Source organism: Pseudomonas sp. App30 (assembly GCF_047947025.1).
Taxonomy (GTDB): domain Bacteria; phylum Pseudomonadota; class Gammaproteobacteria; order Pseudomonadales; family Pseudomonadaceae; genus Aquipseudomonas.
In genome coordinates, this window is sequence record NZ_CP133165.1 from 2,082,417 (window position 1) to 2,103,010 (window position 20,594).

Genomic DNA, 20,594 nt, shown 5'->3' on the forward strand with positions numbered 1-20,594 from the left:
TCGCCCTTATACCGGCATCTGCATAATGTCTTGATACGCCTGGACCAGCTTGTTGCGTACCTGGGTCAGCGCCTGGAACGACACGCTGGCTTTCTGCGACGCCACCATCACGTCGGTGATGTCGACACCGCTCTTGCCGATCTCGAAGGCGTTGGCCAACTGGTCGGACGCCTGCTGGGTGTCGCTGACCTTGTTGACCGCATTGCCCAGCAAATCGGCAAAGCTGCTGGTGCCGGCCACTTCTGGCGCGGCAGCAGTTTTGCTGGCACCCATGGCATCGGCCTGCATGGTGCGCATGTCCATAATCAGACGGTTGAATTCAATACCTTGGCTCATGGATCACTCTCTCCGACGGCCCGCAATTTTTTGACACTGTTACAACGGATACAAAGGAGGTAGCAACAAGGGTGCCAGCTCCGGACTTGCATCACAAAATCCTTACACAACAACGTGGGAGCTGGCTTGCCAGCGAGCTTTTGAGGCTTCAAAAACTCGCTGGCAAGCCAGCTCCCACAAGGGTTCGTGTCAGGGGTTAAATATTCAACTGGCGTACAGGCTGGCTTCCACGTCCATGCCCGCGTCACGCATCTGCGCCAGCTTGTAGCGCAGGGTGCGGGGGCTGATGCCCAGGCGCTCGGCGGCCTCCTTGCGGCGGCCGCGCTCGGTGCGCAGGGTGTCGATGATCAGCTGGAATTCCCGGCGGCGCAGGTCATCACCCAGGGCCCCGGCGGTTTCCGCCGGCAGCGCCGTCAAGGACTCGACGGCGGCAGGCGCGCTGCGCACGATGGACAGCGCCGGCGACGGCGCCACGCCCACCGGGCCGGCCAGGCAGAAGTCCTCGGCCTGGATCAGCCCGCCCTGCTGCAGGATCAGCGCGCGCTGGATGGCATTGTCCAGTTCGCGGACGTTGCCCGGCCAGGGGTAGCTCACCAGGCAGGCCTGGGCGCCCGGCGCCAGGCGCACGGCAGCGTGCTTCATTTTATTGACGTGCTTGGCCAGCAGGCGCTCGGCCAGCGGCAGAATGTCGGCGGTACGCTCGCGCAGCGGTTGCCAGGCCAACGGGAACACCGACAGGCGATAGAACAGGTCTTCACGGAAGCGCCCCGCCGCCACTTCGCCGGCCAGGTCGCGGTTGGTGGTAGCCACCACGCGAATGTCCAGGGCAATCGGCTTGCGCGCCCCTACCCGTTCCACTTCACGCTCCTGCAACACCCGCAGCAGCTTGGCCTGTAGGCCCAGGGGCATCTCGGAAATCTCGTCGAGCAGCAGCGTGCCGCCGTCGGCCTGCTCGAACTTGCCCGCCTGCGCGGCAATGGCGCCGGTGAACGAGCCCTTCTCGTGGCCGAACAGCGTGGCTTCCAGCATGTTGTCGGGGATCGCCGCGCAGTTGATGGCAATGAACGGCCGGTTGGCGCGGTTGGACTGCTGGTGAATGTAGCGTGCCAGCACCTCCTTGCCGGTGCCGGACTCCCCCGAGATCAGCACCGTGGAATCGCTGCGCGCCACCCGTGCGGCCAGCTCCAGCAGCTTGGCGCTGGCAGGCTCCACGGCCACCGGGCCTTCGCTTTCGGTGGCACCCAGGCAACCCAGGGCATGCCGGGCCACCAGGTCCAGCAGGGCCTTGGGCAGGAACGGCTTGACCAGGTAATCGGCGGCGCCGGCACGCATGGCTTCCACTGCGCGATCCACCGCCGCATGGGCCGTCATCAACAGCACCGGCAATTGTGGCTGGCGCGCGCGCAGCTGGCACAGCAGCTGGTGGCCATCCATGCCTGGCATGTTGACGTCGCTGATGACCATGCCGAACACCTCGGCACCCACCGCCAGCAAGGCGTCCTCGGCGCTGCCCACCGCGCGGTAGTCGTAGCCGCCCAGCTCCAGGGTATCGCCCAGCGCCTCGCGCAGGGCCCGATCATCTTCGACCAGCAGGACCTTGATAGCCATCAGCGTTACTCCTGCACCGCACGGGTATGGATCAGTGGCAGCGTCACCAGCGCACAGGTGCCGCGGCCCAGCCGCGAACGAATCGCCAGCTCGCCCTGGTGGGCGCGGGACACGGCCTTGACCACGGCAAGGCCCAGGCCGGTGCCGGTGGTCTTGGTGGTGAAGAACGGCTCGCCCAGGCGCGCCAGCACCGCCGGCTCGATGCCGCTGCCGTTGTCGCTGATGGCCAGCCGCAATTGATGATCACGGGCGTACAAATGAATCTTCAGGTGGACCTGGCCGGGGCTGGACTGGATCGAGTTCTCCACCAGGTTCAGCAGCGCGCCCACCAGGGTGTCACGGTTGCACAGCAGCTCGCCGCGGGGGCAGTCGAACTGCCAGCGCACCGACAGGTCCTGCACGTGGGTGTGGGCCGCCGCCTGCAGGGCCTCGAACAACGCTTGCGGCGTCAGGCGGTCACTGAGCGGAAGCTCGCCGCGGGCGAACACCAGCATGTCGCGCACCTGGTGTTCCAGCTCGTGCAGCCGTTCTTTCAGGCGGCCGGCAAAGCGCTGCTGGGTTTCCACCGGCAAGGCTTGCTCCGTCAAATGGCTGGCGTAGAGCAGCGCGGCCGACAGCGGCGTGCGGATCTGGTGGGCCAGCGAAGCCACCATGCGGCCCAGGGAGGACAGACGCTCGTGGCGCGCCAGCTGGTCCTGCAACCGCCGGGTTTCCGTCAGGTCGGTAAGCAGCACCAGCTGGCCCGGCTCGGCGTCCAGCGAACGGGTAGCGATGGACAGCCGGCGGCCATCCTTCAAGGATACTTCGTGGCCGTCGTCCTCGCGGGGCGAGAAGCAGCGGGCGATCACCTGGCGCCACAGCATGCCTTCCAGCGGCTCGCCCAGCAGCAGGGTGGCGGCCGGGTTGGCCTCGCGCACCACACCATGGCCGTCGATGACGATGACACCCCCGGGCAGCAGGTCCAGCAGGTGCTGCAGGCGGTTGGCCAGGCGCTCTTTCTCGGCCAGTTCGGCCATGCGCTGGGCGCTCACCACCGCCAGCTCGCCCTTGAGCTCGGCCACGCGGGCCTCGAGCATGCTGTAGGAGTCGCTGAGCTGCGTGGACATCTGGTTGAACAGCGCAAACGCCTGCTCAAGGCCAAGCCGGCTGGTTTGCTCGACGGAGGGTTGACCCTCGAGTTCAGGGGCGGTGGTCATGGGGGCGGCCTGTGGCATCGTGATCTCTCGCGTGGCATACCGTCATAAACGGGTATCGTGACTGACATGTAGCAATCGTCGTGCCGGATCATTTTGTACAGGGCATTACAGCGGCAAAGATTGGAATCATCCTTGATACAAATCAAGGAAAGCCAATAAGGACAGGGGCTTGCGGGGAAGGTAAAGGCGAGAAAAAAGCTACAGAGCGAGTCCGGCGGCGCTTCCGTGCGCCGCTTGCGGGAACTCAGGCGTCAATCATCTGTCTGATCATCGCCCTCACGGCGACTCATGCCGTACTTGCGCATTTTTTCCACCAGGGTAGTACGGCGGATACGCAGGCGTTCGGCGGCACGGGCGACAATACCGTTGGCGTCATCCAGCGCCTGCTGGATCAGGCCCTGCTCCAGGCCACCGAGGTAGTCCTTGAGGTCCAGGCCTTCGGGCGGCAGCATGGCGCCAGTGGTGAAGTCCGGGGTATGGCCGTTGATGGCTACGCGCTCTTCGAGGTCGCTGCGCAGGCTGTCGACCATCTGCTCGTCTTCGTCGTCGACGTAGCGGAATTTCTTCGGCAGCTCGGCGACGCCGATCACCCCGTACGGATGCATGATGGCCATGCGTTCCACCAGGTTGGCCAGTTCGCGCACGTTGCCCGGCCAGCCGTGACGGCACAGCGACATGATGGCCGCGGAGTTGAAGCGAATGGAGCCGCGCTTTTCATGTTCCATGCGCGAGATCAGTTCGTTCATCAGCAACGGAATGTCTTCGACACGCTCGCGCAGCGGCGCCATTTCGATCGGGAACACGTTCAGGCGGTAGTACAGGTCCTCGCGGAAAGTACCCACCTCGATCATGCTTTCCAGATTCTTGTGCGTGGCAGCGATGATGCGCACGTCGATGCTCTGGGTCTTGTTGCTGCCCACGCGCTCGAAGGTGCGCTCCTGCAGCACGCGCAGCAACTTGACCTGCATCGGCAGCGGCATGTCGCCGATCTCGTCGAGGAACAGCGTACCGCCGTTGGCCAGCTCGAAACGCCCGGCGCGGCTGGTGATGGCACCGGTGAAGGCGCCCTTCTCGTGGCCGAACAGTTCGCTTTCCAGCAGCTCGGCGGGAATGGCCCCGCAGTTGACCGGCACGAACGGCGCGTCGCGACGCTTGGAATGGTAGTGAAGGTTGCGCGCCACCACTTCCTTGCCGGTACCCGACTCGCCGAGGATCAGCACGCTGGCGTCGGTGTCGGCCACCTGCTGCATCATCTGGCGCACGTGCTGGATGGCACGGCTGGTACCGACCAGGCTGCGGAACAGGTTGGGCTCGCGCTGCCGGCCGCGCTCGCGGGCCTGGTCATACATCTCGCGGTAGACCTGGGCGCGGTGCAGGCTGTCGAGGAGCTTGCTGTAGCTGGGCGGCATTTCCAGGCTGGAAAGCACGCGCCGGCGCAAGTCTTCCGGCAGGTCGCCGGTGGCCGTATCACCTAAAAGCAGCACCGGAAGGAACTCATCCCACCCAGCGATGGTCTTAAGCAAGCCCTGAAGGTTACCGGGCGCGTTTACAGTCCCCACGAGGACGCACAGCACTTCCCGGTTCGACGACAACGAATCGACCACCTGCTGCCAGTCGCCACTGGTGCAGGGCAAATTTTCTTCGCCAAGAAAATTGAGTATCACCGCCAGGTCACGGCGGCGAACGCTATCGTCATCGATTAGCAGAATTTTGGTTTCACGCCACATGCAATAGCAACTTCCCTAGTCAACTCGATGCCCGCTATGGGCAAGCTAGACGAAAATCGGCCTGGTTTGGCCTTTAGACGCCTGAAGAAAGTAAACAGCTACTAGTTAAGTCAAAAAAGCGAATACAGTCAAATTTATGGCGCATTACTTCTGATCAACCGAGCAAATTAACGGAACAGATGGTAAACCTTTGCAGCGTTGTGCGCATGTTTCAGTTGTGACATCTCGTCGACTATTGCCTTGCGCTCGCCTTGGCTAGCCTCCAGCAACCGGCGATACACAGCCAGCAAACCCTCGAGTTTGCTGCGCAACTGCTCCTCGTCCGCCTGGTCCTCGGTCATCAGCGCATCGACGCAAGCCCGGCACTGGCGATCCAGCTCGCGAATGGCTTCCCAATCACGCGCCGCCAATGCATCGGTCAGGGCATGGCTGGTGTGTTCAATACGTTGCAGCGCACTCATGTCGACTTCCTCAGACATTGGCCTTACTCGACGTTGGCAATGGCGTCCCAGCCACTCTTCACGGTAATCAGCAAACGCGCCACTTCATCGATCATCTCCGGATCGTTCTTGCGGTTGGCTTCGCCCAGGCGCTGCATCATATAAGCATACAGTGCATCCAGGTCTTGCAGCGAGGCCGGGTCGCCGCCGCTTTTCTCGGGGTCCAGGCCAGTGCGCAGGCCACCGATGATCTCGATGGCCTTGCTCAGCATGAGGCCCTTCTGCGCAATCTGGCCACGGCTCAGCGCGCCCTTGGCTTGCGCCAGGCGGTCGAGCCCACCTTCCATGAGCATCTGCACCAGGCGGTGCGGGCTCGCCTCGGAGGTCTGCGCCACGGAGCTGACCTTCTGATATTGGCGAAGGGCTTTCATGGGATTCATGTTGCTTCCTCGTTACACGTCAACGGTGATGTGTGCTTGCATGACCATTGTGTCGACTGGCCCGCAAAAAACTTTAGCCTGCCTGCGCCACGGCCTCAAACGACAAAAGCCCGGGCCGCCTTTGACAGCGGTTCCGGGCCCATGGCGGTGCGGCGTGATCAGCTCGACGACTTGGTGTTCAGGGCGTTCAAGGTGGTCATGACGCTGGTGCTGGTGGCGTTGAGCTGGGCCACCAGGGTGTCCATCTGGGTGTACTTGGCGGTCAGCGTGGTGGTCAGGGCGTCCATCCGCGAATCGAGGTCGGTCTGCTGGTTTTGCAGATCAGTCGTGGTGGCAGCATAGGCCTTGATCCGGGTCTCGAGAATGCCACCGGTCTGGGTGTACGGCGTAATTACCGAGGTCAGGCGGGTCAGCAACCCGTCGGTGCCCACGAACAGGCTGGCGACGTTGCCAGCGTTGGTGGTCATGGCCGTGTCCCAGGTGGTCGAGTTCATCAGCAGGGTGCCGTCTTCCTGGGTGCTGATACCCAGTTGCGACAGCACGCTGAGGTTGCCACTGGTGGTGCTCGACTTGGTCAACTGCCCCTGGATGGAAGCCAGCAGCGAACGGATACCCGAGTCACCGGTCAGCGCGCCGGCCGTGGTGGTGGCCGAGGTGCTGGTACTGGACGTGGCACCGGTAGGGGTCACCGCGGTCTGCGCCGAGACCGCCAGCATCAGCGCGTTGTAGGCACTGACAAAGGTGGTCACCGAGGTTTTCATGTCGTCAGTGCTGGAACCCACCGTAATAGTGCTGGTGCCCGGGTTACCCGACGAGTCACTGCCACCGGTGAGATTGATGGTCACGCCGCTGATGGCCGTCGTCAGGGTGTTGCTGGAGCTGGTCATGTTGTCCAGGCCGTCGATCGAATAGATCGCGTCCTGAGGCAGCTTGCCCAGGTAGCCGGCACCCGTGCTGGAGCCCGCCTGGGTACCATCGATTGCCAGGGCATCGATGCCACTCATCGACAGGCCGGTGTTGGCGCCCGTGGTGGTCGACGACAGCACCAGGCGCGAAGCACCGGTGGAGTCGGTCACCAGGTTGGCGGTGACGCCGTCGGACTGCAGCTGGGTGTTGATAGCATCCCGCACACCAGACAACGACGTGTTGGCCGCCAGCGAAACGCTGTAGGAGGTGCCGTTGGCCTGGGTGATGCTCAGCGTCGTCGCCGCAGTGTTCATCACCGTGCTCGAACCACCGCTGACCGCCGCGGTGGTCACCTTCGAGGCGGTCGCCAACTGCGTGACCGTCAGGTCATAGGTACCTGCGGCAGCCGAGTTGCTGGAGGTTGCCGTTGCCACCGAAGTATTGGACGACGTCGCCGCCAGCCCGGTGAACGAGTTGACATCGTTCAACGCCGCCATCGCGGTGGTGAACGTCTTCAACGCCGTGTTCACGGTATCCACCGCCGCACTGAGGGCGGAGGTAGTGGAAAGCTGCGCGGTGATCTGCGTCTGCTTGGGCGCCTTCTGGGCGTTCACCAACGCTTCGACAATACTCGAGGTATCGATACCCGAACCCACGCCACTGACGGTGATGCCGCCCGAACTGCTGACGGATGTCGTGCCCGTGGTACTGGTCGAACTCGTGGTGCTGGAAGTAGTGGTCATGGTTGAACTCCCGTTCCGGCGGCTGTCGACTTTTTGACAAAACGCCTATCGTAAGCTGATTTCTACAGAATCAAACAAGTCTCGTGCCAACACGCTCAGACTTGCGTATCAAACAGCACACTGTTGCCTTCTTTCAGGCTCTGCGCCAATTTCAAGGCGGTTTCCGACGGAATCTGCCGGACAACCTCGCCACTCTCGGTGGCGATGACCTTGACCACCACCTGGTGGGTGGTGTCATCAATGGAGAACTGCAGGTTGCGCTGCGTCGAATCGACGAAGGCCTGCATGTCCTTCACTGCTTTATCCAATTCTGCCCGCTCTGGCTGTTTGCCGGTGGCGGTGCTGGTCTTGCCGTCGGTCGCGGTGGCGGCGGTCGCCACTGGCGCAGCCGGAGTTGCCGCCGCCTGGGTCACAACCTGGGGGTAAGACGCGTTCAATTTGACGCTCATGTCCATGTCCGTCACCTCGAAAATGTGAAAAAACGAAAGGGCACTCGTGAGCACCCTTCCGTTCAACTAGCCGTTGCTATTACTGAAGCAGCTTCAGTACAGCGGATGGCAGTTGGTTGGCTTGCGACAGGATCGCGGTGGAAGCCGACTGCAGAGTTTGTTGCTTGGTCAGTTCAGCGGTTTCAGCAGCGAAGTCAGCATCCTGAATGGTCGAACGCGAAGCGGTAGCGTTCGAAACGATGTTGTTCAGGTTGGAGATGGTGCTGGCGAAACGGTTTTGCTTGGCACCCAGGTCAGCACGTGCACTGTTGATGGTGGACAGTGCGGCGTCGATCGCGGAGATCGAGGCGTCGACGTTGGTGTGAGCGGTGGTGTTGTCCGAACCCGAGATCGAGGTGGACGACAGGCCCAGGCCGCTGGCCGAGAAGTCGCCGGTCAGGGACAGGGTGATGTGCTGGTCGGAACCAGTCATCGCGCCAACCTGGAACTCCAGGGTCGAAGCCGAACCGTCCAGCAGTTTCATGCCGGTACCGAAAGTGGTCGAAGTCGAGATACGAGTCAGTTCCTGGCTCATCTGGTCGTATTCGGCGTTCAGCGAAGTACGGTCAGCGGTGCTGTTGGAGTCGTTTCGGGACTGAACGGCCAGTTCACGCATACGTTGCAGGATGTTGGTCGATTCTTGCAGAGCGCCTTCAGCGGTCTGGGCGATCGAGATACCGTCGTTGGCGTTCTTGGTAGCAGTGGTCAGACCGTTGATCTGAGTGGTCAGACGGCTGGCAATTTGCAGACCGGCAGCGTCGTCTTTGGCGCTGTTGATTTTCAGGCCGGAAGACAGACGAGTCATAGCGGTGGACAGGGAGCTGGCGGCGTTGTTCAGGTTGTTCTGAACGGTCAGCGAAGCGATGTTAGTGTTTACAGTCAAAGCCATGACGAATTCCTCGATGGGTGGGTGCAGCGGCTTCCGGCCCTGGCAACCGCCGGGTGTGGCCTAGAGAACCTTCGTAATAGTTATCGTCGTGATGGGAAGTTGCTTGAGGGTCTTTTCTGAAAAAAAATGCCATCAGTGGGAAAACCCTTGTAAACCGGGGCTTCCAGCCCGGCCGACGATTCATTTGGCTGCACCTTTCCAGGTATCGACTGTGACACAGATCACATTTTCTGCGCCGAGTGATCCCGGCGGCAGAGGTTTGACGATAGACCAGCCCACCAAGGCTGCAGTGCCACTTTCGTGACGCCGATCACGATTCGGAGGTTGGGCTGCGCTTTTGATCTGCTATAGATCTTGATCTGGCTTTTGATCTGGCTCTTGATCTTGATCTGGCTTGTGATCTTGATTGTATGCCCCGTAAAGCGCCCGGGCCGACTGGAGGCGTCGATCAACGGGCTGCCCGAAGGGCCGAGGCCGCAGGCCGAAGAGACGGTAACCCGCAGGCTTCTATAGCGGGTGCCGTCTGCCCGTTGAGCGGCGCCGGAAGGAGGGGACCCGTAGCGCAGCGGAGGGCCCAAGCAGGGGCAAGCCTTTTTTGCTTCCTTTTTGGGGCGACTGCCAAAAAGGGAGTCGCCGTAAGGGCGAAACGGTCGGTGGTCTCACCGCGAAAATGGATATGTTCGAAATCGCCGAAGCGGGATTCGAAAGCCCTATGTATATCCAGCATTCAGGGTGATGCCACTTCACCTTTTCGGCCTTACGCCGACTCACTTTTTGTCAAACGCCACAAAAAGTAAGCAAAAAAGGCTTGCCCCTGCTTGGTCCCTACGCTTCGCTGCGGGTCCCCTCCTTCCGGCGTCGCCCAAGCGGCCGACGGCCCGGAATAGAAGCGCCTCCGGTTCCGTCTTCCCCGGCTACGCCGGGGACCGCTTGGCCGACGCCTCCAGTCGGCCCTGGCGCTTTACGGGGCACACAATCAAGGTCAAAGGCCTCACGGGATCAAGATCAAGATCAAGAGCAGCACCTGTCTCGCTTGAGTGCTGTTTTCAGCGCAGCCGCTACAGTGCGACCTGTCGCATCAACTCCACCAACTCATACTCCAGATAATCCGCCAACCCCAACCAATCCTGCCCTTCCTGACACACCAGAATCTGCCCCAACACCGCCTGCCACTGCTGTTGCAACTGCACCGAGGCCCCCTCGAACAACGGCATCACCGCACCAAACACCTCCACCATCACCAACGCCGCCTCGACATCCCGCCCCAGGCGGAACAGGTGCGCGCAGTGGACTGCTGCCGCCCGGTGTTGCTCGAAACCACTCATTGGCACCACTCCGGATCGAAACGCGTGCCGGCGATCATCGCCCCGGCACGGCTGGTGTTGAAGAACGGCACCTGCGGGTGGCCGGCGATGAAGCGTTCAAGCTCCACCAGGTAGCTGCGGAAGTTGAGCTGGGTGCGCACGCGCTGGCCGTGGCCGTCGAGCACCCAGTGGCGGGCCGCCTGCAATTGCGGCCCCAGGTCGCCGTCGCCCCAGCCGGCGTGGGTCTTGTCGCCCGGGAAGGCGAAGTCGGCGCCGAACAGAGTCACCCGCCCTGCCCCCATCTTCACCGCCAGGTCCACCGCCGGGTGGATGACGCTGCCGCCCACGTAGAGGCTGGCCTTGGGCAGCTGCTCGCGCAATTGCGCATACACCGGGCTGCTGGAATAGCCGACATGCCGCGGCCCCTGCCAGCTTTCCAGCAGCGCGCGCTCCAGCAGTGGCAGGTACACCAGCCCCACGGCCGCTGAGCCTTCGGCCGGCAGGTGGCGGCTGCTGATGCGCTGGTCGATGCTGACCACCAGGTCCGGAACGATGCCCTGGGCCAGCAGGGGCCGGTAGGCGGTGTCGACGCAGATGAAGAACGGCCGCTGGGCGCGTTCGCGCACGTGCTTCAACGCGGCGAAGTGCTGCTCCAGGCTCGGCCCGGTGGCAATCACGAAGAACTCGCGGCCCGGCTGGCTGGCAAACAGCTCGGCCACGTCGGGGTCGCGCTGCAGCAGGGGCACGGCGTGTTGCAGGCGCTCGGCGATTTCCGGGTCTTGCACGGTGAAATCACGGTTGTTGAACGCCAGGTGCACCTCGCTGATCAGGCGGTCGCGGATCTTCGCGTTGTAGTCGTCGGCCAGCACCAGCTCGGCGGGCACGGCGAAGAACGGCAGGCAGATTTCGGCGTGGTCACCGGCCATCACCAGCTCGACCCGGGGGTCCTTGAGCCAGTCGCCCTGGTCGAGGATCTGCACCACCAGGGCGAAGATCGCGCTGTTGAGGATGTGCACGGTCAGGCGCTGCAACACGGGGCGCTGCAGCAAGGCCAGCTGCAGGTCACCCAGGCCGGTGCCATAGACGTGCACATGGGCGGCATCGGCCGGCACGCTCGCCGCTTGCAGCTGCGCCTCGGCCACTCGGTCGTGGCGGCTGGTGAGCTGCACGCCACTGACGCTCAGGGTCGACCCCAGCCCTTCCACCAGTTGCGCGGGGACGGTCTCGGGATTTTCCAGTTGCAGGCGGGTGAACAGCGAAGGCCAGCGCGTTTGCAGCAGCTGTGCGTTGCGCTGGGGGATATCGGTCATGGTGGGGCGGCCCTGATGGTACGTTCAGCCGTAAAGCGTACCAGAAGCCGCAAACAACGGGGGGAGCTGGCTTGCCAGCTCCCCCAGGCACTCAGCGATAGAGAATCGCCGACCCCCAGGACAGGCCTACGCCGAAGCCACTGATGGCCACGCGTTTCCACTTGGCGTCCATCACGTGCTTTTCCAGCAGCAGCGGCACGCTGGAGGAGACGGTGTTGCCGGTCTCGACCATGTCCTTGATGAACTTCTCCGGCTCTTCCTCGAAGCGTCGCGCCACGGCGTCGACGATGGCCGCGCTGCCCTGGTGGATGCAGAACGCGTCGATGTCGGCGGACGCAAGGCCCGACTCATCCAGCAGCTCGTGCAGGTGAGCTGGCACTTTCAGCAGCGCGAAGTTGAACACCTGGCGGCCGTTCATGAAGAACACGCCGTCGGTGACCTTCAGATGCGGGGCACCCGAACCGTCGGTGCCGAACTTGGCCTTGCCCAGCTGCCAGACGGCGTCTTCGCCCATCCAGGTAGCCGTGGCCGCGTCACCGAAGAGCATGGTGGTGTTGCGGTCTTCGGGGTCGACGATCTTCGAATACGGGTCGGCGGTGATCAGCAGGCCGTTCTTCAGGCCCGCGGCTTCCATGAAGCCCTTCATCGCGTAGATCCCGTAGACGTAGCCGGAGCAGCCCAGGGAAATATCGAACGCGGCCACGTGGGTCGGCAGGCCCAGCTTGTCCTGGACGATGGCCGCGGTGTGCGGCAGGCCTTCCTCGTCACCGTTCTGGGTGACGACGATCAGCGCATCGATGGACTCGCGCGACAGCTCGGGGTTATTCGCAAACAGAGCGTTGACCGCTTCGACACACAGGTCGGAGGTCTCCTGGCCGGCGTCTTTGCGCGGCAGGAAAGCGGAGCCGATCTTGCCCAGGATGAACTCTTCGTCCTTGGCAAACTTGGCACCCTGGGCGTAGTTATCAAGGCCTTCGGAAGGCACGTAACTCGCTATGCTTTTTATGCCAATCATCATGGCTTCCCAATAATAAAGAGCTAAATATCACCGCTCGCATGATCGAGGGGCGCCAACAAAACCGGGATGTGCATCACCCGCGCGGGGGCGAAAACAGGCGACGCCGGGGCCGAAAAACACGGCCGACCAGAGTCAGTGCGCCCTTGTCACCCAACAACAGGTTACAGTGGAGATGCGCGTTATGACTCATAGGTCACGTTGATTCAACATGATTTCGAGTTTTTTGGCCATGCTTAAGGCGCGGTTCAGTCGATCATCGACCAATCCAGCGCCATGCCCCGGGCCAGAGGGCGCCGTGCCGCGCGGCCCAGCACGGCGTCCAAGTGCCGGGGCGCCAGGCCCAGGCCCGGACGAATGGCACGCACGTTGTCGCGCGTCAGCGCCTCGCCCGCCGCCACGTCACGCACCACGTACAGCGAGCGGCGGTACACCAGCGACTTCTGTTCGGCGCGGGTGGCGCCGTACTGCACCTGCCCCAGCGCCTGCCAGGCACGCTCGGTCTCGGTGACCAGGCTGGCCAGCTCGGCCGGCTCCAGCGAGAAGCTGGCGTCCACGCCACCGGCGCTGCGGTCCAGGGTGAAGTGCTTTTCCACCACGCTGGCGCCCAGAGCCACCGCCGCCACGGCGGCGCCCACGCCCATGGTGTGGTCCGAGAGGCCGACTTCGCAGCCAAACAGCTCGCGCATGTGGGCGATGGTGCGCAGGTGGGTGTTGAGCGGCGACGCCGGGTAGGTGCTGGTGCACTTGAGCAGGATCAGGTCGCGGCAGCCGGCGGCACGGGCCGCGCGCACGCTTTCGTCAAGCTCGGCCACCGTGGCCATGCCGGTGGAGATGATCAGCGGCTTGCCGGTGGCGGCGGCCTTGCGAATCAGCGGCAGGTCGGTGTTTTCGAAACTGGCGATCTTGTAGGCCGGCACGTCGAGGCTTTCGAGGAAGTCGACCGCCGTCTCATCGAACGGCGAGGAAAATGCCAGCATGCCGTGGCTTTTCGCCCGCTCGAAAATCGGCGCATGCCATTCCCACGGCGTGTGCGCCTGCTGGTACAGCGCATACAGCGAGGTGTCGGCCCACAGGCTGTCCGGGTCGCTGATGCGGAACTCGCCCTGGTCGATGTCCAGGGTCATGGTGTCGGCGGTGTAGGTCTGCAGCTTCAAGGCATGGGCGCCCGCCTGGGCGGCAGCGTCGACGATGGCCAGGGCGCGCTCCAGGGACTGGTTGTGGTTGCCGCTCATCTCGGCGATGACGAAGGGTGGCGCGTCGGTACCGATGGCGCGGTGGCCGATGGAGAAACGTGGCATGGTCTTATCCTTGGGACGGGGCGGCGGCGAACAGGGCCCAGGCCAGGCGCAGGGCGCCCAGGCCATCCACCAGCGCGCGGGAATTTTCGGCCAGTGCGCGGCGGCGCCCGGCGTCATCGAGCAGGCCCAGCACGGCCTGGCGCAAGGCCTGGCTGCTGACCTCGGCGGCATCGCCCAGGTAGACGTGGGCCCTGGCGTGGGCCATCAGTTCGGCGTTGGCCTGCTGGTTGTGGGCCACGGCCATGCACAGGGTCGGCAGGCCCATGGCCGCGCGCTCCCAGCTGGTACCGCCGCCGGCGCCGATGAACAGGTCGGCGGTGGCCATCAGCGCGGCGAAATCCTCGACGAAACCGTGCAGCACCCAGTTCGGCCGCGTGGCCACATAGGCTTGCAAGTGCTCCCAGTCGGGCGTGCCGTGGCCGGTGACGAAGTCCACTTCAAGGTCGGCCAGGCCATCCAGCGCGGCCATGGCCTTGAGCGTGTTGCCGCTGGCGTCGAAGCCACCGAAGTTGACCAGCACGCGCTGCACCCGCGGGCGAATCGACACACGCAGGGCCTCGAAGGCCGGGCCCAGCAACGCATGGCGCGGGCCGAAATAGGTGGTGCAACCGGGCGCCAGCAGGCCCTGGTAGGCCTCGGCGCTGGCGGTGAGGTTCTGGTCTAGCAACAGGTCGGCGCTGTGCTTGCGGTTGGCCAGGTCATCAATGGCCATGACCCGCGGCGCGAACGCCCGCGCCGCGGTTTCCCAGCGGGCGTCCAGGCCATAGTGATCGACGATTACCCAGTCGAAGCGGCCCACGTGCTTCAACGCATCGATGTCCGCCTGCCAGGGCAGCAGCACTTCGATGTCGTCGCTGCCGGGGCCCGGCTTCATGGCATAGGTGCCCCAGCCCTGCGCCGCCAGGTCGACCAGGCGGTGGCCCGGCAACGTCAGGCTGGCGAAGGTCACCTGGGCGCCCTGCTTGTGCAGGTGCCGCGCCAGGGTCAGGCAGCGGGCCACATGGCCACTGCCGATGACCCGGGACGCATCGGCACGAATCAACACCTTCACAGGTTCAACTCCCCAGCCGCCTCGAGCGCGGCAAACAGATATTCAGCACGGCGCCAGTCTTCCGGCGTGTCGATGTCCTGCACCCGGTGGCGCGGCAGCATGATCGGCAGGCTGTGCCCGGCGAACATCGGCAGGCCTTGCAACCAGGCGTCGCGGTGCCCCCAGTAGAACTGGCCGGCGTCGTGCCAGGCCGGCACCAGATCCTGGGAGCGGGTCTGGTTGAACTGCGGGTACAGCGCGGCAACGCCGCCCTGCCCGTCCAGCTGCAAGGCACGCTGCACCGGAAAGGCGAAGCTGCACACCGAGAAGGCAAAGCGTTTGTCAGGGGCGGCCTGCAAGGCCGCCAGGCCTTGCTGCAGGTCAGCGGGCAACAGCATGGGCGCGGTGGCGTAGATACAACAGGCCAAGTCATGGGCGTCGCCCAGTGCCTGCAACGCGTGCTGCACCACGGCGGTGGTGCCGGTGTGGTGGTCGGCCAGCGCCGCCGGGCGCCGGAACGGCACCTGGGCGCCATGGACGCGGGCCACCTCGGCGATCTCGTCGTCATCGGTGCTGACCACCACCTCGTCGAACAGCTCGCTGGCCAGCGCCGTGCGGATCGACCAGGCAATGATCGGCTGGCCGCCGAACAGCTTGAGGTTCTTGCGCGGTATGCGCTGGCTGCCGCCGCGGGCGGGAATGATCGCGACCCGGCTCACGGGCGGATGATCCGCTGCAGGGTGGCCACCACCTGGTCTTGCTCGGCGTCGCTCATGGCCGCGAACAGCGGCAGGCTGATCGCCTCGCCGTAGTACCGCTCGGCCTCGGGGAAATCACCGAGGGCAAAGCCCAGGCCGCGGTAATAGGGCTGCAGGTGCACGGGGATGTAGTGCAGTTGCACGCCAATGCCCGCCGCGCGCAGGGCCTCGAACACTTCGCGGTGGCCCAGGGCAATGTGCGCCAGGTTCAGGCGCACCACGTACAAGTGCCAGGCCGACTCGGCGTCGGCCTGGGCAGCCGGCAGCACCAGCGGCAGCTCGCCCAGCAGCTGGTCGTAGCGCGCCGCCAATTGCCGGCGGCGCGCCACGAAGGCGTCGAGCTTGTGCAGCTGCGACAGCCCCAGCGCCGCCTGGATGTCGGTCATGCGGTAATTGAAGCCCAGCTCCACCTGCTGGTAATACCAGGGGCCGTGGCTGGGCTCGTCCATGTCCACCGCGTCGCGGGTCATGCCATGGCTGCGCAGGCGCTTGAGGCGCGCGGCCAGCTCCGGGCTGTTGGTCATGACCATGCCGCCCTCGCCGGTGGTGATGATTTTCACCGGGTGGAAGCTGAACACGGTCATGGCCGCGAACTCACCGCAGCCGGTTGGCCGCCCGGCGTAACGCGCGCCCACGGCATGGGCGGCGTCCTCGATCAGGCAGAAACCGTAGCGCCGGGCCAGCTCGGCGATGGCCCGCAGGTCGCAGCTCTGGCCGGCGAAGGCCACCGCCACCACCACCTTGGGCAGGCGCCCCTGCCGCTCGGCCAGCGCCAGCTTGGCCGCCAATTTGCCGGCATCCAGGTTCAGGGTGCGCGGGTCGATGTCGACGAAGTCCACCTGGGCGCCACAGTAACGGCCGCAATTGGCCGACGCCAGGAAGGTGTTCGGTGAGGTCCACAGCCAGTCGCCCTCGCCCAGGCCAGCCGCCAGGCACGCCAGGTGCAGGGCGGCGGTGGCATTGCACACGGCCACGCCGTGGCCGGCCTGGCAGTAGGCGGCCATGGCCTGCTCGAAGCGCGCAAGCGTCGGCCCCTGGGTCAGCCAGTCCGATTGCAGCACCTGCACCACCGCGGCCACGTCGGCGTCATCGATGCTCTGGCGGCCGTAGGGGATCACGGCAGCAGTTCCGCGTGCAGGCGGGCGATCTGGGCCACGTCGAGGAATTGCGGGTTGATGTCGGACCGGTACTCGAAGTCCTCGCTCACCGCCCTGCCCTGCTCGCCCAGGCCATCCACGGCAAAGTCGATGTCGGTGTGGGTGAAGCGGATCGACGGCTGGATGGTGTAGTGATCGTCGAACTCGAGGGTGGCGCGCGCGTCGTCCAGGGGCACCATCAGCTCATGCAGCTTCTCGCCCGGGCGGATGCCCACCAGGGTCTGCGGCAGTTCGGGGGCCATGGCGCTGGCCAGGTCGACGATGCGGATGGAGGGGATCTTGGGCACGAAGATTTCGCCACCGTGCATGCGCGCGAAGCTGTCCAGCACGAACTGCACGCCGTGGTCCAGGGTGATCCAGAAGCGCGTCATGCGCGGGTCGGTGATGGGCAGCTCGCGCGCCTTTTCACTGATCAGCTTGCTGAAGAACGGCACCACCGAGCCACGGGAGCCGGCGACGTTGCCGTAGCGCACCACGGCAAAACGGGTCTGCTGGTCGCCGGCGATGTTGTTGGCGGCCACGAACAGTTTGTCCGACAGCAGCTTGGTGGCGCCGTACAGGTTGATCGGGCTGGCGGCCTTGTCGGTGGACAGCGCAACGACCTTTTTCACGCCATTGTCGATGGCGGCGGCAATCACGTTCTCGGCGCCGTTGACGTTGGTGCGGATGCATTCGGTGGGGTTGTACTCCGCCGCCGGCACCTGCTTGAGCGCCGCGGCGTGGACCACGTAGTCGATGCCGCGCATGGCCACGCGCAAGCGCTCGGCGTCACGCACGTCACCGATGAAGTAGCGCATGCAGGGGGCGTTGAAGCTCTGCTGCATTTCGTACTGCTTGAGCTCGTCGCGGGAGAACACCACCACCCGCTTGGGCTGGTACTGCTCCAGCAGGCGACGGATGAAATTGCGACCGAAGGAACCGGTGCCGCCGGTGATGAAGATTGATTTGCCGTTGAACATAAGTATTTTCCTTACTCTGTGTCGCGCATGAGCGTCGCTTGCACCGCCCGCACCGCCAGGCGGCCCGAGGCCGTGATGCGGGCGCACAGGTCCTGCTGGGCCTCACGCAGGCCGACGTCCTGGGCCAGGCCGTCGAACGCCTCGAACAACGCCCGTGACAGCAGCATGGCGCCCGGCGCCAGCACCGCGCGCTCCTGGTCCAGCGCAATGCCGCGCAACACGCCGGTCACCGGCACGTCGCCTTCGTCCAGCCAGCGGCCGCGGCCGTCCACCTGCGCCGCCGCCACCACGCCCACTTCCGGGCGCTGCCCGTGGTTGAGCAGGGCTTGCAGCCACTGGTCGCCGACCACCGCGCAGTGGGGGTCCATCAGCAGGAGGTAATCGCCGCGCGCCTGGGTACGCGCCACCTGGTTGATCACCGCCGCCTCCCGTTGCTGGGCGTGGCGCAGCACCTGGATCTTGGGGTCGGCCAGCGCCTGCACCTGCGCCAGCCAGTCGTTGGCACCCGGCGCGGTATCGAGCAGCAGCAGCTCAAGGTTGGCATAGCTGCTGTGCTTGATCAGGCTGGTGACGCAGCGTTGCAGTTGTGGCAACGGGCCGCCGGCCGGGATCAGGATCGACACCGAGGGCTGCGCCGGATGGCCGTAGGTGACGTGGTAGTGGCCCGGCACCGGCTCGCCGAGGTTGCACCGGGCATAGCCACGATTGCGCAGGTGGCGGGTCAGCACCTCGCGCTCCTGGGCGTTGCTGCGCGGCGCCTGGGCCGCACTGACCAACAGCGCCTCGTCGACGTGGCCGATGCCCTGCATGCCGCCGTGTTCCACCAGCCGCAGGATCAGGTCCAGGTCCAGCGCGTCGGCGCATTCCGGGGCAAAGCCACCCACTGCCTGCACGGCCTCGCGGGCAAACAGCCAATGCCGCGCCATCACTTGCGGCAGGCTCAGCAGCAGGTCCAGGTCAAAGTCAGGGCGTGGCGCCAGTTGCAGCGCGCCATTGGCCAGGCGCTGCAGGCCATCGGCGAACACCGCCCGGCAACCCTGGGCGCCCAGCAGTTCATGAGCCACGCGCCACAGGCCGTCAGCGGTCATTTCGACGCCGGCCTCCACGCGCAGCAGCCAGTCGAACTCGAAGCGCTCGAGCACGCCGTTGAGCACCTGGCCCTGGTTGGCCGCGTCAGCCGGCAACCAGAACAGCCCTTGGGCGGCGTCGTCCGCAGGCAGGCTGGCCGCCGCGCTGAGCACCACCACTTGCAGGCGCAGTTGGGCCAGGCTGTCCTGCCCCAGGCTCATCAGCGTCTGCATCAGCGCCGGCTGCTCGTCCTGCAGGTCGCTGACCACCACCAGCAGGCGTGGGCCGCCCTGGTGGTCGTGCAGCTGCCTGGTGATCTGCTGGCGGCGCAGCGCCGACAGTTCGCGGGCCTGCAGCCAGCGCTCCACCGGGTCGTTGGAACGTGGCGTGTGGCGGCCGATGAAGCTGCCCAGCAGGTCCATTTCCTTGAACTGCGTGGGGCGGCCCAGGTCGGCCACCTGCACGAACGGCGTCTGCGCGGCGGGGCGCAGCCAGCCGCTGGCGGCGATCTGCTCACGGAACAGGTCGTGGTAGCGCTCGGCGATGGCCGGCGTGTCGCGGCCGGCACGGCTGTACTGGGTCTCGGAGACGCGGAAATACGACAAGGTGCGTTCCAGGATCGCCACATGGCCGTGCTGCAGCAGCTTCACATAGATGGCCAGGTCGCCCACCCAATGGATCTCGTGGCCGTTGACGTTGTAGAGGCCTTCGGGCACCAGGGCCATCAGGTCCGCGCGTCGGCACATCACCGAGCTTGGCTCGCCGATGAAGTTCAGCGTGTACAAGCCCTGGAACGCCACCACTTCGCGGCCATCCAGCACCACGTCGCGGTTGAACGGCAGCAAGGTCGCCTGGATATCGCTCATCCAGCGGCCCGCCTCGTCGATGCGACGGCGGCGCGACGAGACGATCGAGAGGCCGGGGGTGGTCTCGAACACGTCGACCATGATGCGCGCGCAATCGGGCACGATCAGGTCATCGTCGAACAGGAACTTGATGTACTCGCCCTGCGCCTTGTGCAGGCACTGGGTGACGTTGGCGATCTCACCCAGCGGTTGCGGGTTGCGCCAGTAGTGCACGGGCCAGCGGCTGAGGGGCGCGAGGCGGCGGACGATCTCGCCAATGGCGTCGTCCGGGCAATCGTCGCACACGATGATTTCGACCTCATCGTGGTTCTGGCGCATGGCGCTGGTGAGCGCCTCTTCGAAGTAGGTCGCCTTGTAGGCAGGGATAAGAATGCTGACCAGCCGGGAGGACGTCATCGGGACACCTTGGAATACGTGGGATCACTGTCGGCCAGGCTTGGGTCGAGCAGATAGTCGTTGAACTGCGAGGGGAGCAAGGGCGCGAACGGGCGCTCGATGATCAGCTGGGTTTCCTTGGCCAGGATCAGGCTGGAGTCACGGGTCTTGATGCGCCGCGCCGGGGCGCCGACACACACGCCCCAGGGCTCCAGGTTCTTGCCCACCACGGCCCCCGCGCCCACGGCGCAGCCTTCGCCGATGCTGACGCCGGGCATGACCACGGCGTTGGCGCCGATGATCGCGTGGCGGCCAATGTGCACCGAGGCGCGTTCCACGCAGCGGTACTCGGGCGGCACGCAAGGGTTGGTCAGGCCACCGCCGAGGAAGTCCTCACTGCCGCACAGGATGCGCACGCCCGAGGACAGGCCACTGAAGTCTTCCAGCACCACCACGCCGCCACCCGAGATGGAGGTGAACGAGGCGATGTGCACGTAGCTGCCGATGAAGATCGGCGCCGTGGCATAGATGAACACGTAGTCATCGATGATCACGTTGCTGCCGATGCTGATGAACTCGCGCCCGTAGAGCTTGGCCCCAGGGAAGATCCGCACGTTTTCACCGAGGGCGCGGAAGCCGAGATTTTTTTCTTCGAGTCTAGACACGACGATACTCCCT

At 64.8% G+C, this 20,594-nt stretch carries 19 protein-coding genes; all 19 read right to left on the reverse strand.

Annotated features, from left to right (window positions below; genetic code table 11):
- Nucleotides 1-6: 6 nt before the first annotated feature.
- Nucleotides 7-336: a flagellar hook-basal body complex protein FliE gene (gene fliE, locus RAM80_RS09470; RefSeq protein WP_027981673.1), complete on the reverse strand. Its 330-nt coding sequence runs from the start codon at nt 334-336 to the stop codon at nt 7-9.
- 204 nt (nt 337-540) lie between these two features.
- The gene (locus tag RAM80_RS09475; protein ID WP_416426092.1) at nt 541-1,944 is read right to left on the reverse strand and encodes a sigma-54-dependent transcriptional regulator; all 1,404 of its coding nucleotides are present in this window, start codon (nt 1,942-1,944) and stop codon (nt 541-543) included.
- Between the two features lie 5 nt (nt 1,945-1,949).
- Entirely contained in the window at nt 1,950-3,158 is a 1,209-nt protein-coding gene (locus tag RAM80_RS09480; protein WP_416426093.1) for a sensor histidine kinase, read from the reverse strand.
- Nucleotides 3,159-3,391: 233 nt separating this feature from the next.
- Nucleotides 3,392-4,867 (reverse strand): sigma-54 dependent transcriptional regulator, encoded by a 1,476-nt coding sequence (locus tag RAM80_RS09485; protein ID WP_416426094.1) that lies wholly within the window; start codon nt 4,865-4,867, stop codon nt 3,392-3,394.
- Nucleotides 4,868-5,034: 167 nt separating this feature from the next.
- A complete protein-coding gene (gene fliT, locus RAM80_RS09490) occupies nt 5,035-5,328 on the reverse strand; it encodes a flagellar protein FliT (RefSeq protein WP_416426095.1) in 294 nt (97 codons plus the stop codon).
- A 23-nt stretch (nt 5,329-5,351) separates the two neighbouring features.
- Nucleotides 5,352-5,747 carry a flagellar export chaperone FliS gene (gene fliS, locus RAM80_RS09495; RefSeq protein WP_277962281.1) on the reverse strand — a complete coding sequence of 132 codons (396 nt, stop codon included), beginning with the start codon at nt 5,745-5,747 and terminating at the stop codon, nt 5,352-5,354.
- A gap of 158 nt (nt 5,748-5,905) precedes the next feature.
- Nucleotides 5,906-7,396, reverse strand: coding sequence for a flagellar filament capping protein FliD (fliD, locus tag RAM80_RS09500; protein ID WP_416426097.1), 1,491 nt, complete (start codon nt 7,394-7,396; stop codon nt 5,906-5,908).
- A 95-nt stretch (nt 7,397-7,491) separates the two neighbouring features.
- The gene (locus tag RAM80_RS09505) at nt 7,492-7,851 is read right to left on the reverse strand and encodes a flagellar protein FlaG (protein WP_416426098.1); all 360 of its coding nucleotides are present in this window, start codon (nt 7,849-7,851) and stop codon (nt 7,492-7,494) included.
- Between the two features lie 73 nt (nt 7,852-7,924).
- Nucleotides 7,925-8,773 (reverse strand): flagellin domain-containing protein, encoded by an 849-nt coding sequence (locus RAM80_RS09510; protein WP_416426099.1) that lies wholly within the window; start codon nt 8,771-8,773, stop codon nt 7,925-7,927.
- 1,058 nt (nt 8,774-9,831) lie between these two features.
- Complete coding sequence (locus tag RAM80_RS09515) at nt 9,832-10,098, reverse strand: hypothetical protein (RefSeq protein WP_416426101.1); 267 nt, start codon at nt 10,096-10,098, stop codon at nt 9,832-9,834.
- Nucleotides 10,095-11,387 carry a motility associated factor glycosyltransferase family protein gene (locus RAM80_RS09520; RefSeq protein ID WP_416426103.1) on the reverse strand — a complete coding sequence of 431 codons (1,293 nt, stop codon included), beginning with the start codon at nt 11,385-11,387 and terminating at the stop codon, nt 10,095-10,097. The genes RAM80_RS09515 and RAM80_RS09520 overlap by 4 nt, the downstream gene beginning before the upstream one ends.
- A 91-nt stretch (nt 11,388-11,478) precedes the next feature.
- Nucleotides 11,479-12,402, reverse strand: coding sequence for a ketoacyl-ACP synthase III (locus tag RAM80_RS09525; RefSeq protein WP_416426104.1), 924 nt, complete (start codon nt 12,400-12,402; stop codon nt 11,479-11,481).
- 248 nt (nt 12,403-12,650) lie between these two features.
- On the reverse strand, nt 12,651-13,703 hold the full coding sequence (gene pseI, locus RAM80_RS09530) for a pseudaminic acid synthase (RefSeq protein ID WP_416426105.1): 1,053 nt from the start codon (nt 13,701-13,703) through the stop codon (nt 12,651-12,653).
- A gap of 4 nt (nt 13,704-13,707) precedes the next feature.
- Complete coding sequence (gene pseG / locus RAM80_RS09535; protein WP_416426106.1) at nt 13,708-14,754, reverse strand: UDP-2,4-diacetamido-2,4,6-trideoxy-beta-L-altropyranose hydrolase; 1,047 nt, start codon at nt 14,752-14,754, stop codon at nt 13,708-13,710.
- A complete protein-coding gene (pseF, locus tag RAM80_RS09540) occupies nt 14,751-15,452 on the reverse strand; it encodes a pseudaminic acid cytidylyltransferase (protein ID WP_416426107.1) in 702 nt (233 codons plus the stop codon). Before pseF ends, pseG begins: the two co-directional genes overlap by 4 nt.
- Nucleotides 15,449-16,609 (reverse strand): UDP-4-amino-4,6-dideoxy-N-acetyl-beta-L-altrosamine transaminase, encoded by a 1,161-nt coding sequence (gene pseC, locus RAM80_RS09545; protein WP_416426109.1) that lies wholly within the window; start codon nt 16,607-16,609, stop codon nt 15,449-15,451. Before pseC ends, pseF begins: the two co-directional genes overlap by 4 nt.
- The gene (pseB, locus tag RAM80_RS09550; RefSeq protein WP_416426110.1) at nt 16,606-17,607 is read right to left on the reverse strand and encodes a UDP-N-acetylglucosamine 4,6-dehydratase (inverting); all 1,002 of its coding nucleotides are present in this window, start codon (nt 17,605-17,607) and stop codon (nt 16,606-16,608) included. Before pseB ends, pseC begins: the two co-directional genes overlap by 4 nt.
- A gap of 11 nt (nt 17,608-17,618) precedes the next feature.
- On the reverse strand, nt 17,619-19,937 hold the full coding sequence (locus RAM80_RS09555; protein ID WP_416426111.1) for a glycosyltransferase: 2,319 nt from the start codon (nt 19,935-19,937) through the stop codon (nt 17,619-17,621).
- Nucleotides 19,934-20,581: an acyltransferase gene (locus RAM80_RS09560; protein WP_416426112.1), complete on the reverse strand. Its 648-nt coding sequence runs from the start codon at nt 20,579-20,581 to the stop codon at nt 19,934-19,936. The genes RAM80_RS09555 and RAM80_RS09560 overlap by 4 nt, the downstream gene beginning before the upstream one ends.
- Nucleotides 20,582-20,594 lie beyond the last annotated feature (13 nt).